This window comes from Streptomyces sp. NBC_00234, from assembly GCF_036195325.1.
GTDB lineage: Bacteria > Actinomycetota > Actinomycetes > Streptomycetales > Streptomycetaceae > Streptomyces.
Map to the genome: position 1 here is coordinate 2,523,615 of NZ_CP108101.1, position 15,437 is coordinate 2,539,051.

The window sequence follows — 15,437 nt, forward strand, 5'->3', positions numbered from 1 at the left end:
AGCTTATGCCGTTTCGATCCGCCAATCGGAGTCGAACAGCCTTTGGGAACGCATGGACGGGTTGGGCGTATGGTTGCGGTTTGGCCCGACCCATCCTGCCGACGCCCATACTCGTGCCCCGGGTGCGAGGGTTCACAACCTCGCGGTTACCCCACGGTAGAGATGACGTTTGCGCCCTCGCGGTACACGATGGAGGCGGCGCACAGCAGATGTCCCGGGGGCACCGTCCCCGTAAACAGGCCCCGTAGAGCAGCACCGAACAGCGAAGGAACAGCGTGGCTTCCGGATCCGATCGCAACCCGATCATCATTGGCGGCCTTCCGAGCCAGGTCCCGGATTTTGATCCCGAAGAGACCCAGGAATGGCTCGACTCCCTCGACGCCGCCGTCGACGAGCGGGGCCGTGAGCGTGCCCGCTACCTGATGCTCCGCCTCATCGAGCGCGCACGCGAGAAGCGTGTCGCCGTGCCGGAGATGCGCAGCACGGACTACGTCAACACGATCGCCACGAAGGACGAGCCGTTCTTCCCCGGCGACGAGGAGATCGAGCGCAAGGTCCTCAACGCGACCCGCTGGAACGCGGCCGTGATGGTCTCGCGCGCCCAGCGGCCCGGGATCGGCGTCGGCGGCCACATCGCCACGTTCGCGTCCTCCGCGTCGCTCTACGACGTCGGCTTCAACCACTTCTTCCGCGGCAAGGACGAGGGCGACGGCGGCGACCAGATCTTCTTCCAGGGACACGCGTCCCCCGGGATCTACGCCCGCGCCTTCCTGCTCGACCGGCTGAGCGAGACGCAGCTCGACGCGTTCCGCCAGGAGAAGTCCAAGGCTCCGAACGGCCTGTCCAGCTACCCGCACCCGCGACTGATGCCGGACTTCTGGGAGTTCCCGACCGTCTCCATGGGCCTCGGCCCCCTCGGCGCGATCTACCAGGCCCGGATGAACCGCTACATGGAGGCGCGCGGCATCGCCGACACCTCCAAGTCGCACGTGTGGGCCTATCTGGGCGACGGCGAGATGGACGAGCCCGAGTCGCTCGGCCAGCTGTCCATCGCCGCCCGTGAGGGCCTGGACAACCTCACCTTCGTCGTGAACTGCAACCTGCAGCGCCTCGACGGCCCGGTCCGCGGCAACGGCAAGATCATCCAGGAGCTGGAGTCGCAGTTCCGCGGTGCCGGCTGGAACGTCATCAAGCTGGTCTGGGACCGCTCCTGGGACCCGCTGCTCGCGCAGGACCGCACGGGCATCCTGGTCAACAAGCTGAACACCACCCCGGACGGCCAGTTCCAGACGTACGCCACCGAGACCGGTGCGTACATCCGTGACCACTTCTTCGGCGACGACCCGCGGCTGCGCGACATGGTCAAGGACATGTCCGACCAGCAGATCCTGCACCTGGGCCGCGGCGGGCACGACCACCGGAAGGTCTACGCGGCGTACGCGGCGGCCAAGGCCCACAAGGGCCAGCCGACCGTGATCCTGGCGCAGACGGTCAAGGGCTGGACCCTGGGGCCGAACTTCGAGGGCCGCAACGCGACCCACCAGATGAAGAAGCTCACGGTCGAGGACCTCAAGCGCTTCCGCGACCGGCTGCACATCCCGATCACGGACAAGCAGCTGGACGAGGGCTACCCGCCCTACTACCACCCGGGTCGCGACTCGGAAGAGATCCAGTACATGCACGACCGCCGCCAGGGTCTGGGCGGCTACGTCCCGACGCGTGTGGTGCGCGCGAAGCCGCTGCCCCTGCCCGACGAGAAGACGTACGCGACCGCGAAGAAGGGTTCGGGTACGCAGTCGATCGCCACGACCATGGCGTTCGTCCGTATCCTGAAGGACCTCATGCGGGACAAGGAGATCGGCAAGCGTTTCGTGCTGATCGCGCCCGACGAGTACCGCACCTTCGGTATGGACGCGTTCTTCCCGAGTGCGAAGATCTACAACCCGCTCGGTCAGCAGTACGAGGCCGTGGACCGCGAGCTGCTCCTCGCCTACAAGGAGTCGCCGACCGGGCAGATGCTGCACGACGGCATCTCCGAGGCCGGCTGCACGGCCTCGCTGATCGCCGCCGGATCGGCGTACGCCACGCACGGCGAGCCGCTGATCCCGGTCTACGTCTTCTACTCGATGTTCGGTTTCCAGCGCACCGGTGACCAGTTCTGGCAGATGGCCGACCAGCTCGCGCGCGGCTTCGTGCTGGGCGCGACCGCCGGTCGTACGACGCTGACCGGTGAGGGTCTCCAGCACGCGGACGGCCACTCGCAGCTCCTCGCCTCGACGAACCCGGGCTGTGTCGCCTACGACCCGGCCTTCGGGTACGAGATCGCGCACATCGTCAAGGACGGTCTGCGCAGGATGTACGGAGGGACGCCCGAGGAGAACGAGGACGTCTTCTACTACCTCACCGTCTACAACGAGCCGATCCAGCACCCGGCCGAGCCCGCGGACGTGGACGTCGAGGGCATCCTCAAGGGCGTGTACCGCTACCGGAGCGGCGAGAAGGGCCAGATCCCGGCCCAGATCATGGCGTCCGGTGTGGCGGTCCCGTGGGCGGTCGAGGCGCAGCAGATCCTCGCCGACGAGTGGAACGTCAAGGCGGACGTCTGGTCGGCGACCTCCTGGAACGAGCTGCGCCGCGAGGCCGTGGACGTGGAGCGGTACAACCTGCTCCACCCCGAGGAGGAGCAGCGCGTCCCGTACGTGACGTCGAAGCTCTCCGGCTCCGAGGGCCCGTTCGTCGCGGTCTCGGACTGGATGCGTTCCGTACCCGACCAGATCTCCCGGTGGGTTCCCGGCGCGTACCAGTCGCTGGGTGCGGACGGTTTCGGCTTCGCCGACACCCGTGGCGCCGCCCGTCGCTTCTTCCACATCGACGCCCAGTCGATCGTGCTCGCGGTGCTCACCGAGCTCGCGAAGGAGGGGAAGATCGACCGGTCCGCCCTGAAGACGGCGGTCGACCGTTACGAGCTCCTGGATGTGGCCGCGGCCGATCCGGGTCCGGCCGGCGGCGACGCGTAACACGACGGACGAGGGGCGGTGCGACCGGAAGGTCGCGCCGCCCCTCTGCCGTGCCCCGACCGGCCGGGGTCAGTTCTCCCAGATCTTGAAGGCCCTGACCTGGTACGAGGACCTGGGCACCCAGGTGCCGCCGCCCGGGTAGGTCTCGAACTCGCCGGTCTCGGCGCACTCCGGCGACTGGTAGGTGGTGACGGGACGCCCGGTGCGGTTGGCGAGCGCCTGGGCCCTGGTGCCCGCCGGCAACGGCACGCAGCTGTCGACGTCGACCGTGGACAGCTCGTGGACCTGCCGGGCGCCGGTGAAGTCCGGTTTCTTCCAGAGGCAGAGCTGCCCCGTGTCACAGGTGCCCAGCCGGACGGGTGCGGCGTGGACGCCGGTCGGCGGGATGAGCGCGGTGGCGGCCAGGGCGGCCGCAAGGACAGTGGTACGCATGGTGGATCGTCCCCCGTGGTCGTGCGGATCAATGTCCGCACCCTGACCTGCGGCCCGGCGCCGCGGGAAGACCTCCGGGGCGCCACCACCCTGATAGGGGTTTCCGGCGCCGGGCGTACACCGGGAGCAAAGGACATCGCCGGACGGGATCGAGCCCGTCCGGCGATGGGGGAAAAGGGTCGGCCCGAGGCCCTAGATGTGCCCGGCTCCCGCGCCCGCTTCGGCGTTCTCGCCGCGCTTGGTGAGGGTGGCGACCAGGGCGGCGCCCACGGCGACGACTCCGGCGACCATGAACGCGGTGCTCATGCCCGACACGAACGTGTCGTGCGCGACGCCCGCGATCTTCGCGGCGATCTCCGGCGGGGTGCCGGGGGCGATCGGCGGCATACCGACCTCGACGGCCGAGGACGCCTGGTCGAGCTGCTCGGGAGAGACCGGCGGAAGCTCCGCCTCGGCCCAGTTGTCGGCCAGCTTGGCGTCGACCTGGGAAGCCATGATCGCGCCGAGCACCGCCGTACCGAGGCTGCCGCCGACCTGCATCGCGGCCTGCTGGAGGCCACCGGCGACGCCGGAGAGCTCCATCGGGGCGTTGCCCACGATGACCTCCGTGGCGCCGACCATGACCGGTGCGAGACCGAGGCCGAGCAGACCGAACCAGATCGACATGGTCAGCGTGCCCGTGCCGATCGTCAGCTGGGACATGCCGAAGCAGGCGACCGCGGTGCACACCATGCCGCCGACGAGCGGCACGCGCGGGCCGAACTTGGTGATGAGGGCGCCCGCGAGGGGCGAGGCGACGATCATCATGCCGGTCAGCGGCAGCAGGTGCAGGCCGCTGTCGACGGGGCTCATGCCGTGCACGTTCTGCAGGTAGAAGGTGACGAAGAACAGCCCGCCCATGAAGGCGAAGGCCATCAGCACCATCAGGACCACGCCCGCGGACAGCGGCAGCGACTTGAACATCGCCAGCGGGATCAGCGGCTCGCGCACGTTCTTCTGGGAGAGCGCGAAGACGAGGAACAGGATCAGTGCGGCGCCCAGGAAGCCGAGCGTCTTGAAGTCGCCCCAGCCCCACTCCGCACCCTTGATGAGGGCCCAGATGAGGCAGAACATCGCCTGGGACAGCAGCACGATGCCGCCGATGTCGAAGGAACGCGGGGCGTTCTCGGCGCGGTGGTCCTTGAGGATCACCAGGCCGAGGACGAGCGCGATCACACCGACCGGCACGTTGATGAAGAAGACGGACTGCCAGCTGACGTGCTCCACGAGCACGCCGCCCAGGATCGGGCCACCGGCGGTCGACGCGCCGATCACCATGCCCCAGATGCCGATCGCCATGTTCAGCTTCTCGGCCGGGAAGGTGGCACGCAGCAGGCCGAGTGCGGCCGGCATCAGCAGGGCACCGAAGAGACCCTGGAGGACGCGGAACGCGATCACCAGGGCGACGCCGTCGGAGAGGCCGATGGCGGCGGAGGCGGCGGCGAAGCCGACGACGCCTATCAGGAAGGTCTGGCGGTGACCGAAGCGGTCACCGAGCTTGCCCGCGGTGATCAGCGACACCGCGAGTGCGAGCATGTAGCCATTGGTGATCCACTGGACGTCGGCCAGCGAGGCACCGAGATCCTTCTGGATGGCGGGGTTGGCGATCGCGACGATCGTGCCGTCGAGCGCGACCATCATCACGCCGATGGCAACGGCGAAGAGCGTCAGCCAGGGGTGGCCGCGCAGCCCCTTGGCCGGGGCTGGGGGAACGGTCTTTTCCGGCTCCCGCGACGCCTTCTCAACGGTGGTCTGACTAGTCATGCGCTGGAGATTAGTGTCAGCCGCTGACAGTTGACAAACCAATTCACAACTCGGTAACTGTCACGTAGCTCACAGGTGACCCGAGCCGGTCGAAACGTCAGAAAGAGAGCCGCTACGTGCCAGAAGGGCAGAAAGCCGAACCTCCGGCCGGACTGCGCGAACGCAGGAAACAGCGCACCCGTGACGCCCTGCTGCACGCCGCCCTGGAACTCTTCACGACACAGGGGTACGAACGGACGACCGTCGACGAGATCGCCGAAGCCGTCGAGGTCTCCCAGCGCACCTTCTTCCGCTACTTCGCGAACAAGGAGGAGGCCGCCTTCGCCGTCCAGACGATGGTCGAGTCCCGCTTCCTCACGGAGCTGCGTCAACGTCCTGCCGCGGAAACCCCTTTCGAGGCGATGCGCGAGGCCGTCCTGTGCTCCTGGAGGAGCATCGGCGAGGCGATCGAGGCGCTCATCCCGGTCGACCTCCATATGCGGACGTACCGGATGATCGAGTCGACCCCGTCGCTGCTCGCCGCCCATATGCGCCGCGGCGTGGTCCTGGAGGAGGAGATCGCCCGGCTGATCGCCGGACGCGAGGGGCTCGACCTGGAGTCCGACCCGCGCCCGCGGATCGCCGTCGCCGCGTTCGCCGGGGTGATGCGGGTGGCGGGACAGCAGTGGGGGCAGGGGGACGACACCAGCATGGAATCGCTCCGGGCCCTGACCGAGGAGTACCTGGACCACCTCGGCCCGACGCTCGCCGGGAACTGGCGGAGCTCCACGGACACGGCCTAGTACCGGAGTTCCCGCGGACCGTGTGCCGCACATCTCAGCGTCCGCGCATGGCGGACCTCACACATATCGGCGCCGGGCACCCGCGCGCCCGGCCAACAGGCCGTCCAGCGCACCGGAGCGTGCTCGGAGCGCACACACAGCGTGAGGAACGGCGGTTGAATTCCTCGCCAACAGGTGATGTGCGTCACCCCCGTCACGGGCTCCGGCGCGCGTCTCCTAATGTGTGGCGCAGTGACTTCCTTCGACTCCTCCCCCACACTCACCGCGTGGCGCGCACTGCTCGCCGTCGCGGTCGTGTTCGTGATGCTGGCGACCACCGGGTGGACCGCCGTGCGTCAGCAACGCTCCGACGAGCCACGCGAGATCGCGCTGGCCTCCTGGGCCCAGGGGCGGATAGCGGGTCACGCACTGCCGGACGTGGCCGCGCCGCCCTACCGGCTGGCCCACTTCTTCGCGACGCTGACCGACCGGCAGCAGCTCACGCTCGCCGACAGATACCCGCTCGTCGTGGGAAACCTGAACGGCGCCCCGGTCACTCTGCGCTACCACGCCAACCGGCAGGCCCTGAAGCAGGCGAGGGCCGTGGAGCAGCGGCGGATGCACGACACGAGACTCTCGCCCGGCGGCCGTCACGAGGCGCTGCGCAGGATGGACCGTTTCCGCTCGATGCTCACGAAGAACCGCCACTTCCTGGCCTTCGACCCTTCGGGGAAGGGGCACGCGGCGGAGGTCTTCGGCGATCTCGACCGGGCGAGCCGGGTCTCGGTCGTGGTCCCGGGCGTCGACACCAACCTGCTGACGCTGGAACGCTCCGGCCGCAAGTACTCGGCCCCGGTGGGCATGGCGCAGTCCCTGTACGAGGCCGAGCGCGCCGCCCGTCCGGGCACGCGTACCGCGGTCATCGCCTGGGCCGACTACACCTCTCCCGCCGGAATCGGCGTGGACGCGGCTCTCGGCAGGCTGGCGAAGGCCGGCGCCGTGCGGCTGAACGCCCTGGTCGGTGTGCTGCCCGGCACGTCGCGCGTCTCGCTGTTCTGCCACAGCTACGGCTCCGTGCTGTGCGGGGTGGCCGCGGACGAACTGCCGTCACGGGTGACGGACATCGCGGTCGCGGGCAGTCCGGGGATGCGGGTGTCGCGGGCGGATCAGCTGGACACCGGAGCGAGGGTGTGGGCGACGCGGGACCGCGACGACTGGATCCAGGACGTGCCGTACCTGGCGGTCGGCGGCATCGGTCACGGCGCCGACCCGGTCGACCCGGAGTTCGGCGCGCGGATCATGTCGGCCCGGGGCGCGATAGGGCACAGCGGCTACTTCGAGCCGGGCACGGAGAGCCTCAGCAACTTCGCGGCGATCGGCGTGGGGGCCTACGACTCGGTCAGCTGTATGACCGGCGACGGGGCCTGCCACAGCGGGATTTCCGGCGAGCGGGACACCTGACGCGCGTAGAGCACAGTGAACCGGGCCGAATTGGGGCTCACTCCGAGGGGGGACGTGGAGGCCGGTGCCGCATACGATGAGGCACATGGGTGATGTGCTGGCCGGAATTCATGCCACCTGGGAGTTCGACACCGACTCCGTGCTCATCCGCTTCGAACGGGGTATCCGCACGCCGAAGCTCTTCCAGAGTCTGCGTGAACGTCGCGTCCCGCACGCGGCGTTGTCGTCGGTGACGCTGAACCCGGGCAAGCGGGGCACGGTGGTCCTGCGCGCGGTGCCGAGACCCGGTGCCGATCCACTGCTGGAGGCTGCGGCAGGACAGCTGAAGGACGGCTGCGATCCGTACCGGCTGGTGCTTCCCGCCGAGCGCGAGACGCTCGCCGAGTACTACCGGGACGAGCTGCGCGCCCTCCTCGGTCCGGATGCCGCACGGCCCGCCGAGCGGTTCATGGTCGCGGCGCCCGAGGCACCGATGAACTTCAAGGCGTACGACGGCCGGGCGAGTTTCGACGGGGACCGGATCTCCTTCCGGTGGTTCTGGACCGGTGCGTCCAGCGCCAAGTGGAAGGCGGGCGACCAGACGTTCCCGGTCGGGGAGCTGTGCGGCGTCGAGTGGCGCTCGCCGGAGGCGTTCGACGGCTATCTGCGACTCGTGCCCCGCACCGCGGGGGACTCCGGTGCGGCGGTTCCGGCGGACGGGCACGGTGCGGCCTACGGAGGAGTGGGCGCGGTGCAGGGCCTCCCGCAGGCGGCCGTCCGCCCCACACAGGCGGACCAGGACCCGGCTGCGGTCGTCTTCGGTCTCGGGTACGGCCCGGTGCACGAGTCGCTGCCGTTCGCCGCCGCCGTACTGGAGTCCGTACGCCGGCGTCAGGCGTCCCCCGCGCCCGCGCCCGCCGCTCTGGTCGGCGCCGGGCGGCGCGACCCCGCGGACATCGCGGAGCGGATCAGACACCTGGGCGAACTGCATCAGGCAGGGCTGGTCACCGATGACGAGTACGGCGCGAAGAAGGCGCAGCTGCTCGCGGAGCTGTAGCGGTGCGGGGCCGCCGCACCCCGTACCCCGGTACGACCCGCGCGGCAGCGGATCGGTACCCCGGTACGACGTGGTGCGGCGGGTTCGCTGTCTAGGGTGAGCGGGCCATGTCGACTTCACCCGCCGGGCCGCCGCCCGCCGACGGCCTGCTGAGCGCCGCCCGCCGCAATCTGCGCGAGCTCGCCCACGGGCTGTCCCACGCGTCCCATCCGCCCACGCCGCTCTTCGCCGACGCCCCGAGGCTGTGGCAGCGGCTGCTTCCGTACGGCGTCGTCATCGCCCTCGCGGCCACCTTCGTCCCCGTCACGGTCAACGTCCTGACCTCGCAGTACGGCGTGGCCGGCGGGGTGGCGGGAGCGCTCGCCGTCGCCCAGGCCGCACCGCTGCTGATGCTGGCGCACCGCCCCCTGCAAGCCTGGTGGATCATCTTCCCGGCCGACATCGTGGGCGCCCTGGTCGTGCTGGGCGAACCGGTCGAGAAGTACGACATCTGGCCGTGGACCCCGCCGGTCATCATCGGCTACCTCTTCGTGCTGCTGGCGCTGGGCCTGCGCGAGACCCGCAGGACCGTGTTCTGCGTCTGGCTGGCGACGGGGGCGGCGGGGCTGGCCCTGCACCTGATCGCGCCCGACCGCAGCAACGGCAGCGCGCTCCTCCTGTTCGTCCTCGGCGCGGTGGTGCTGGTGATCGGGGCAGCCGTACGGGAACGGGGCGAGGCCCAGCGGCGGCTCGTCGAGCAGGAGACCATCAGCGAGGCCGAGCGGGCGCAGCGCACGCTTCTGGAGGAACGGACCCGGATCGCCCGTGAACTGCACGACGTGGTCGCGCACCACATGTCGGTGATCACGGTCCAGGCCGACTCCGCCCCCTACCGGATCACGGGTCTCTCCGACGAGGCGCGCGAGGAGTTCGGCGCCATCGCGGCGAGTGCCCGGGAGTCGCTGACCGAGATGCGGCGGCTGCTCTCGGTACTGCGCAGCGACGGTACGGAGGGCGAGCGCGCACCGCAGCCCGGACTCGGCCGGGTGCAGGCGCTGGTGGAGGCGACGGTACGGGCGGGGCTGCCCGCCGAACTGTCGCTGGCCACGGAGGTGGCGGAGCTGGCCGGGCGCGGTGGCGTCCCGCAGGCGGTGGAGCTTTCGGCGTACCGCATCGTGCAGGAGGCGCTGGCGAACGTGGTCCGGCACGCGCCGGGGGCGCGGACCAGGGTGTCGATCACCTCGGGGGACGGCCATCTGACGGTGCTGGTCGTCAACGACCGGGCCGAGCGGCCCGGTTCGCCCCTGGAGGCGAGCGGGACGGGACACGGCCTGGTGGGTATGCGCGAACGCGTACGGTTGACCGGCGGCACGCTGGACACCGGTCCGCTGCCGGACGGCGGGTTCCGGGTGGCCGCACGGCTCCCCCTGAACGCAGCCCCGACCTCGGAGGACTCGTGACCATCCGCGTGATCATCGTCGACGACCAGGCCATGGTGCGCGCGGGGTTCGCGGCACTGCTGGCGGCGCAGAGCGACATCGACGTGGTGGGTGAGGCCCCGGACGGACGCCGGGCCATCGAGGTCAGCCGCCATCAGCATCCGGACGTGGTGCTGATGGACGTGCGGATGCCCGAGATGGACGGGCTGGCGGCGGCCCGTGAGCTGTTGAACCCGCCCGTGGGCGTGATCCACCGGCCGAAGGTGCTGATGCTCACCACCTTCGACGTGGACGACTACGTGTACGAGGCGCTGCGCGCGGGCGCGTCCGGCTTCCTGCTGAAGGACGCGCCGCCCGCCGACCTGATCGCCGCGGTACGGGTGGTGGCGGCGGGGGACGCGCTGCTGGCCCCCTCCGTGACCCGGCGGCTGATCGCGGACTTCGCGGCCCAGCGGCCGTCCGGAGCCGCCCGGAGCGGTGCCGCGCTGCGGCTGAACGGGCTGACCCCGCGGGAGACGGAGGTCCTGGAGCTGATCGCCCGGGGGCTGTCCAACCAGGAGATCGCTGAACGGCTGGTGCTGGCCGAGCAGACGGTGAAGACCCACATCGGGCGGGTGCTGGCCAAGCTGGATCTGCGGGACCGGGCGCAGGCCGTGATCTTCGCGTACGAGTCGGGGCTGGTGACGCCGGGGAGCTGACCCGGCCCCTGCTCCGGGGAGCCGGCCCGCCCCGACCCCGTACACCCCCTACCCCGGTATGACGTCGTACATGGCTCCGTGGTGTGACGCCCGCGCACCCACCGTCTTCCTACCTTCCTCTCCGTCACGCCGCACGGCGTGCAACAGCCGGAGAGGGAGGGCGAGATGCGCCGTTACGCGAGAACCCTGGTCGCGGTCGCGCTGGCGACCACCGTGGTCGCCGGGAGTGCGGGCTGGGTGTCCGGGGACGCCCAGCACGCGCTGACCGGACCGCCGCCGGGGAGCGCCTCGTGGAGCGCGGACGGCGTACTGGGGCGGGAGCTGCCCGATCCGGCACGGGCGACGCCCGCCGAAGTGGCCCGGTTCTTCCGGGGGTTGACCGCCGACGAGCGGCAGAAGCTGGTGACCCGCCATCCGCTGGTGGTCGGCAACCTCGACGGGGCCCCCGTGGAGCTGCGCTACCGGGCCAACTCCCTTGCGCTGAAGGCCGGTCACGACCCCCGGTACGCCCATCTGCTGGGAGAGGGCCGGCAGATCCTCGCCTTCGACCCCCGGGGCCGTGGGCAGGTGGCCGAGGTGTTCGGCGACCTGAGGTCGGCGCGACGGGTGTCGGTGACGGTGCCGGGTTCGGACATCGACGCGGGGACCTTCGACCGTACGCACGATGTGTACGGGACCCCCTCGGGCATGGCGAAGTCGCTGTACGCCGAGACCGGACCGGGCAGTGCGGTGATCGCCTGGGCCGGTTACACCACTCCCGTCGGTGTGGGCGTGGACGCGGCGAGCGGCAGGCTCGCGGAGGCCGGGGCCGAGCGGCTGACCCGTCTCGCCGACGGGCTCGCCGCCGACTCCCTGCCCGCACCGGCCGTGTTCTGCCACAGCTACGGCTCCGTGGTGTGCGCTCTGGCCGCGCCCCGGCTCCGGGCCACCGACCTGGTCGCCATCGGCTCCCCGGGGATGCGCGCCGACACGGTCGGCGAGCTGCGCACCGCGGCCCGGGTCTGGGCGGCCAAGGACGCCACGGACTGGATCGACGACGTGCCGAACGTCGAGTTCGCCGGTCTGGGGCACGGGACCGACCCCACCGATCCGGAGTTCGGCGCCCGCCCCGTACCCGCACAGGACGCCCAGGGACACACCGGCTACTTCGCGCCGGGGACGGACTCGCTCCGTTCCTTCGCGGCGATCGCCGAGGGCGTGGCCCGATGAGCCTCCGACAGCTCGCGGCGCGGATCGACGCGCGCACCCCGGCCCACCGGGACCGGGCCATCGACGGCCTGCGTGCCCTGGCCCTGCTCGCCGTCCCGGCCGGGCACTGGCTGCTCGGCGGTTTCACGCTCGACGGCGGCGGCGCGCTGCACAACGCGAGTCCGCTCGCCACCTTCGGTTTCTTCGCCCCGCTCAGCTGGGTGCTCCAGATGCTCGGGATCTTCTTCCTGGTGGGCGGGTACGCCTCCGTGCTCTCGTACCGCCGCCGGACGTCCACGACGGGCGCCTGGCTGCGCGGCCGACTGGCCCGGCTCGGCCGGCCGGTCCTCGGGGTGACGGCCGTCTGGGCCGTGATGCTCCCGGTGCTGTACGCGCTCGGTGTGCCGGGCGACACCCTGCACACGGCGTCGACGCTGGTGATCCAGCCGCTCTGGTTCGTCGGGGTGTACACCGTGGTCACGGCGCTCACCCCGTACTGCGTACGCCTGGCGGGGAAGCTGGGCGGCTGGGCCGCGGCGCCGCTGCTCGCCTCGGTCGCCGTCGTGGACTTCCTTCGCTACGGGCCGTACGCGGACGCCGTGCCGTCCTGGCTGAGTCTGCTGAACATCGTGCCGGGGTGGCTCTTCGCGTATCAGCTCGGGGTGTCCTGGGGCGAGGGCCGGATCGGCAGGCGCGGCGCACGGCTGCTGCTCGTCGGCGGTGCGGTGCTGTTCGCCGTGCTGCTGTTCGTCTTCCACTACCCGGCGTCGATGGTCGGCGTACCGGGCGAGGCGCGCACCAACTCGCATCCGCCGTCCCTGCTGGTCCTGGCCCTGGCGGCGGCGCAGAGCGGGGCGGCGATCCTGCTGCGCGGCCGGATCGCCGCGCTCCTGCGGAGGCCCCTGGTGTGGGCGCCGGTCGTCGTCATCAACCTCTCCGCGATGACGATCCTGTGCTGGCACCAGACGGCGATGCTGGCGGCGGCCGTTCCGGCCTCGTTCGCCGGGGCGCTGCCGGGGCTGACGACCGGTCCGGACACCCTGGGCTGGATCCTGGCCCGGCTGGCCTGGATGCCGGTGTTCGCGGGGCTGCTGGTGCTGATCGCGCGGTACGCCCGGCGGTTCGAGGCACCGTGGAAGGCGGGAACCCGCGCCGCCAACGCCCGCCGGGCGATGGCGGGGGTGCTGGCGGCGGGGTTCGCGGTCTTCGCGCTGGGGCTCGCGTGAGGAGCCGTACGGGCGTGCTCTCCCTACTCGCGCGCCGCGGACGTGCTGCCCATGTCCAGGTACCGGTCCCCCGCCACCTGGCCCGCGATCGGCTCCAGCAGAGCCAGTTCCTCGGGGGTGAGCGTGATCCGGGTCGCGCCCACGTTCTCCAGGAGACGGCTCCGCTTGCGGGTCCCGGGAATCGGCACCACGGCCAGTCCGTGCACCTCCGCACGCTGCTGCACCCAGGCGAGGGCGATCTGCGCGGCCGTCGCCCCGTGCGTCTCCGCGATCTTGAGCACGGGTGCCAGGAGGGCGGTGTTCGTCTTCGCGTTCTCGCCGGTGAAGCGCGGCTGGAACTTCCGGAAGTCGCCGTCCGACAGCTCCTTGGCCGCGTCCGTGAACGCCCCGGTCAGGAAGCCCCGGCCCAGCGGCGAGTACGGCACGAGCGTCACCCCGAGCTCGGCCGCGACACCGATCGCGCTGCGCTCCACGTCCCGGCTGAACAGCGACCACTCCGACTGGAGGGCGGCGATCGGGTGCACGGCGTGCGCCTCGCGGAGCTCGGCGCCGGTCACCTCGCTCAGCCCGAGCTGCTTGACCTTGCCCTCCCGGACCAGGTCGGCCATGGCGCCGACCGACTCGGCCAGCGGCACGGCGGGGTCGCGCCGGTGCATGTAGTACAGGTCGATGACCTCGGTGTTCAGCCTGCGCAGGCTGGCCTCGACGGCCTGCCGGACGTACGCCGGATCGTTGCGGATCCCGCGGTACTGCGGGTCGTCGGTCCGCTCGATGGCGAACTTCGTGGCCAGGGTGATCCCGTCGCGGTGCGCGCCGACGAAGGGTGCGAGGAACTCCTCGTTGGCGCCGCGCCCGTAGACGTCGGCGGTGTCGAAGAGCGTGACTCCCGCCTCCAGCGCCGCTTCCAGGGTGTCGCGGGCGGCGGCCTGGTCGGTCTCCCCGTAGAACTCGCTCATGCCCATGCAGCCGAGCCCCTGCACGCCGACCTGGGGGCCGTCGCCGCCGAGCCGTACGGTGGCGATCTTGTTGTCAGTCATCAGGCACTGGGCCTTTCCGGCACCCCTCGGGCGCCCGCATAGAAATCGATCTTGAAGTCGAGTACCGCGAGCGTGTCCTGGAGCTCCGCGATCCGCGTCCGTACGTCGCGGCGGGTCGCCTCCAGCAGCTCCTGCCGGGCCTCGAACGTGTGCTCGCCCTCGCGCATCAGCTCCGCGTACCGGACCATGTCGGCGACCGGCATTCCGGTCAGTCTGAGCTTGCCGACGAAGGCCAGCCAGTCCAGATCGCGGTTGGTGAACCGGCGCTGGCCGGTGTGCGAGCGGTCGACGTGCGGCAACAGCCCGATCCGCTCGTACCAGCGCAGGGTGTGCGCCGAGAGTCCGGTGACGGCTACGACCTCGCTGATGGTGTAGCGGTCCTGACCCTCGGGACGCGGATGCGCCGGAGGGGCCGATGCGCAGGAGTCCGTCCGTGCGGAAGTGCTGTCCATCACCGTCATGACCTCCACGCTAGAACCTTGGAGTGCACTCCAAGCAAGCGGATCCGAGCGCGTGTTTCGGTTTAGGCTCGTGCGCATGCAGAGTCTGGCGATGATCGACACCTGGCCCGTCCCCACCGCGGCGGCGGCCGTCGTACGAGCGGACGGCACCGTCCTCGGTACGCGCGGCCCGGTCGCGCACCGCTTCCCGCTCGCCTCCGTCACCAAGCCGATCGCGGCGTACGCGGCGCTCGTGGCGTACGAGGAGGGGGCCGTCGAGCTGGACGAGCCGGCCGGGCCCGAGGGCTCCACCGTCCGGCACCTGCTCGCGCACACCAGCGGACTGGCCTTCGACGAGCACCGCGTGACGGCCCCGCCCGGCACCCGCAGGCTCTACTCCAACGCGGGCTTCGAGGTGCTGGGCGACCACATCGCGAAGACCACCGGCATCCCGTTCCCGGAGTACGCGCGCCAGGCCGTCCTGGAGCCGCTGGGCATGACGGCGACCACCCTGGACGGCTCGCCGGCCCGGGACGGTGTCTCGACCGTCGACGATCTGGTGCGGTTCGCCGCGGAGGTGCAGGCTCCGCGTCTCCTCGACCCGCGCACGGTGCTGGCCGCGCAGACGGTCGTCCACCCCGGGCTGAAGGGTGTCCTGCCGGGCTACGGCCACCAGAACCCCAACGACTGGGGTCTCGGCTTCGAGATCCGCGACTCCAAGTCGCCGCACTGGACGGGCGCTTCCTCGTCCCCGGCTACCTTCGGGCACTTCGGCCAGTCCGGCACGTTCCTGTGGATCGACCCGGTGGCCGGAGCGGCCTGCGTCGCGCTCGCCGACCGGGCCTTCGGACCGTGGGCGGCCGAGGTGTGGCCGCCGTTCACCGATGCCGTCCTGGCGGAGCTCGCGGGGCGGTGAGCCG

The 15,437-nt window shown here is 71.0% G+C and carries 13 protein-coding genes; 9 read left to right on the forward strand and 4 right to left on the reverse strand.

Annotated features, from left to right (window positions below):
- Positions 1–275 precede the first annotated feature (275 nt).
- Entirely contained in the window at positions 276–3,017 is a 2,742-nt protein-coding gene (gene aceE / locus OG230_RS11005) for a pyruvate dehydrogenase (acetyl-transferring), homodimeric type (protein ID WP_328909988.1), read from the forward strand.
- 69 nt (positions 3,018–3,086) lie between these two features.
- Here aceE and OG230_RS11010 read toward each other — a convergent pair whose 3' ends face one another.
- Both OG230_RS11010 and OG230_RS11015 read right to left on the reverse strand, forming a co-directional pair.
- Positions 3,087–3,449 (reverse strand): peptidase inhibitor family I36 protein, encoded by a 363-nt coding sequence (locus OG230_RS11010; RefSeq protein ID WP_328909989.1) that lies wholly within the window; start codon positions 3,447–3,449, stop codon positions 3,087–3,089.
- Positions 3,450–3,641: 192 nt separating this feature from the next.
- The gene (locus tag OG230_RS11015) at positions 3,642–5,252 is read right to left on the reverse strand and encodes an MFS transporter (protein ID WP_328909990.1); all 1,611 of its coding nucleotides are present in this window, start codon (positions 5,250–5,252) and stop codon (positions 3,642–3,644) included.
- 116 nt (positions 5,253–5,368) lie between these two features.
- Between OG230_RS11015 and OG230_RS11020 the strand changes: the two genes are divergently transcribed.
- The 7 genes from OG230_RS11020 to OG230_RS11050 all read left to right on the forward strand — a co-directional run bounded on the left by OG230_RS11020 (position 5,369) and on the right by OG230_RS11050 (position 13,040).
- Entirely contained in the window at positions 5,369–6,034 is a 666-nt protein-coding gene (locus tag OG230_RS11020) for a TetR family transcriptional regulator (RefSeq protein ID WP_328909991.1), read from the forward strand.
- Between the two features lie 231 nt (positions 6,035–6,265).
- Positions 6,266–7,474 carry an alpha/beta hydrolase gene (locus OG230_RS11025; protein ID WP_328909992.1) on the forward strand — a complete coding sequence of 403 codons (1,209 nt, stop codon included), beginning with the start codon at positions 6,266–6,268 and terminating at the stop codon, positions 7,472–7,474.
- 85 nt (positions 7,475–7,559) lie between these two features.
- The gene (locus OG230_RS11030) at positions 7,560–8,510 is read left to right on the forward strand and encodes a DUF4429 domain-containing protein (protein WP_328909993.1); all 951 of its coding nucleotides are present in this window, start codon (positions 7,560–7,562) and stop codon (positions 8,508–8,510) included.
- Between the two features lie 107 nt (positions 8,511–8,617).
- Entirely contained in the window at positions 8,618–9,949 is a 1,332-nt protein-coding gene (locus OG230_RS11035) for a sensor histidine kinase (RefSeq protein ID WP_328909994.1), read from the forward strand.
- Positions 9,946–10,626, forward strand: a complete 681-nt coding sequence (locus OG230_RS11040; RefSeq protein ID WP_328909995.1) for a response regulator transcription factor — start codon at positions 9,946–9,948, stop codon at positions 10,624–10,626. The genes OG230_RS11035 and OG230_RS11040 overlap by 4 nt, the downstream gene beginning before the upstream one ends.
- A 165-nt stretch (positions 10,627–10,791) precedes the next feature.
- Positions 10,792–11,835, forward strand: a complete 1,044-nt coding sequence (locus OG230_RS11045) for an alpha/beta hydrolase (protein ID WP_328909996.1) — start codon at positions 10,792–10,794, stop codon at positions 11,833–11,835.
- Positions 11,832–13,040, forward strand: coding sequence for an acyltransferase family protein (locus OG230_RS11050; RefSeq protein WP_328909997.1), 1,209 nt, complete (start codon positions 11,832–11,834; stop codon positions 13,038–13,040). Before OG230_RS11045 ends, OG230_RS11050 begins: the two co-directional genes overlap by 4 nt.
- 23 nt (positions 13,041–13,063) lie before the next feature.
- Here the strand turns inward: OG230_RS11050 and OG230_RS11055 are convergent, their stop codons facing one another.
- Positions 13,064–14,077 (reverse strand): aldo/keto reductase, encoded by a 1,014-nt coding sequence (locus OG230_RS11055; protein ID WP_328909998.1) that lies wholly within the window; start codon positions 14,075–14,077, stop codon positions 13,064–13,066.
- Positions 14,077–14,538: a MerR family transcriptional regulator gene (locus tag OG230_RS11060; protein ID WP_328909999.1), complete on the reverse strand. Its 462-nt coding sequence runs from the start codon at positions 14,536–14,538 to the stop codon at positions 14,077–14,079. Before OG230_RS11060 ends, OG230_RS11055 begins: the two co-directional genes overlap by 1 nt.
- Positions 14,539–14,614: 76 nt before the next feature.
- Between OG230_RS11060 and OG230_RS11065 the strand changes: the two genes are divergently transcribed.
- Complete coding sequence (locus OG230_RS11065) at positions 14,615–15,433, forward strand: serine hydrolase domain-containing protein (protein WP_328910000.1); 819 nt, start codon at positions 14,615–14,617, stop codon at positions 15,431–15,433.
- Positions 15,434–15,437: the final 4 nt, after the last annotated feature.

Bases quoted from the DNA above. Each gene is read 5' to 3' on its own strand.
- OG230_RS11010 (WP_328909989.1), bottom strand. From the start codon at position 3,449: ATGCGTACCACTGTCCTTGCGGCCGCCCTGGCCGCCACCGCGCTCATC.
- OG230_RS11015 (WP_328909990.1), bottom strand. From the start codon at position 5,252: ATGACTAGTCAGACCACCGTTGAGAAGGCGTCGCGGGAGCCGGAAAAG.
- OG230_RS11030 (WP_328909993.1), top strand. From the start codon at position 7,560: ATGGGTGATGTGCTGGCCGGAATTCATGCCACCTGGGAGTTCGACACC.
- OG230_RS11035 (WP_328909994.1), top strand. From the start codon at position 8,618: ATGTCGACTTCACCCGCCGGGCCGCCGCCCGCCGACGGCCTGCTGAGC.
- OG230_RS11045 (WP_328909996.1), top strand. From the start codon at position 10,792: ATGCGCCGTTACGCGAGAACCCTGGTCGCGGTCGCGCTGGCGACCACC.
- OG230_RS11050 (WP_328909997.1), top strand. From the start codon at position 11,832: ATGAGCCTCCGACAGCTCGCGGCGCGGATCGACGCGCGCACCCCGGCC.
- OG230_RS11055 (WP_328909998.1), bottom strand. From the start codon at position 14,077: ATGACTGACAACAAGATCGCCACCGTACGGCTCGGCGGCGACGGCCCC.
- OG230_RS11060 (WP_328909999.1), bottom strand. From the start codon at position 14,538: ATGACGGTGATGGACAGCACTTCCGCACGGACGGACTCCTGCGCATCG.
- OG230_RS11065 (WP_328910000.1), top strand. From the start codon at position 14,615: ATGCAGAGTCTGGCGATGATCGACACCTGGCCCGTCCCCACCGCGGCG.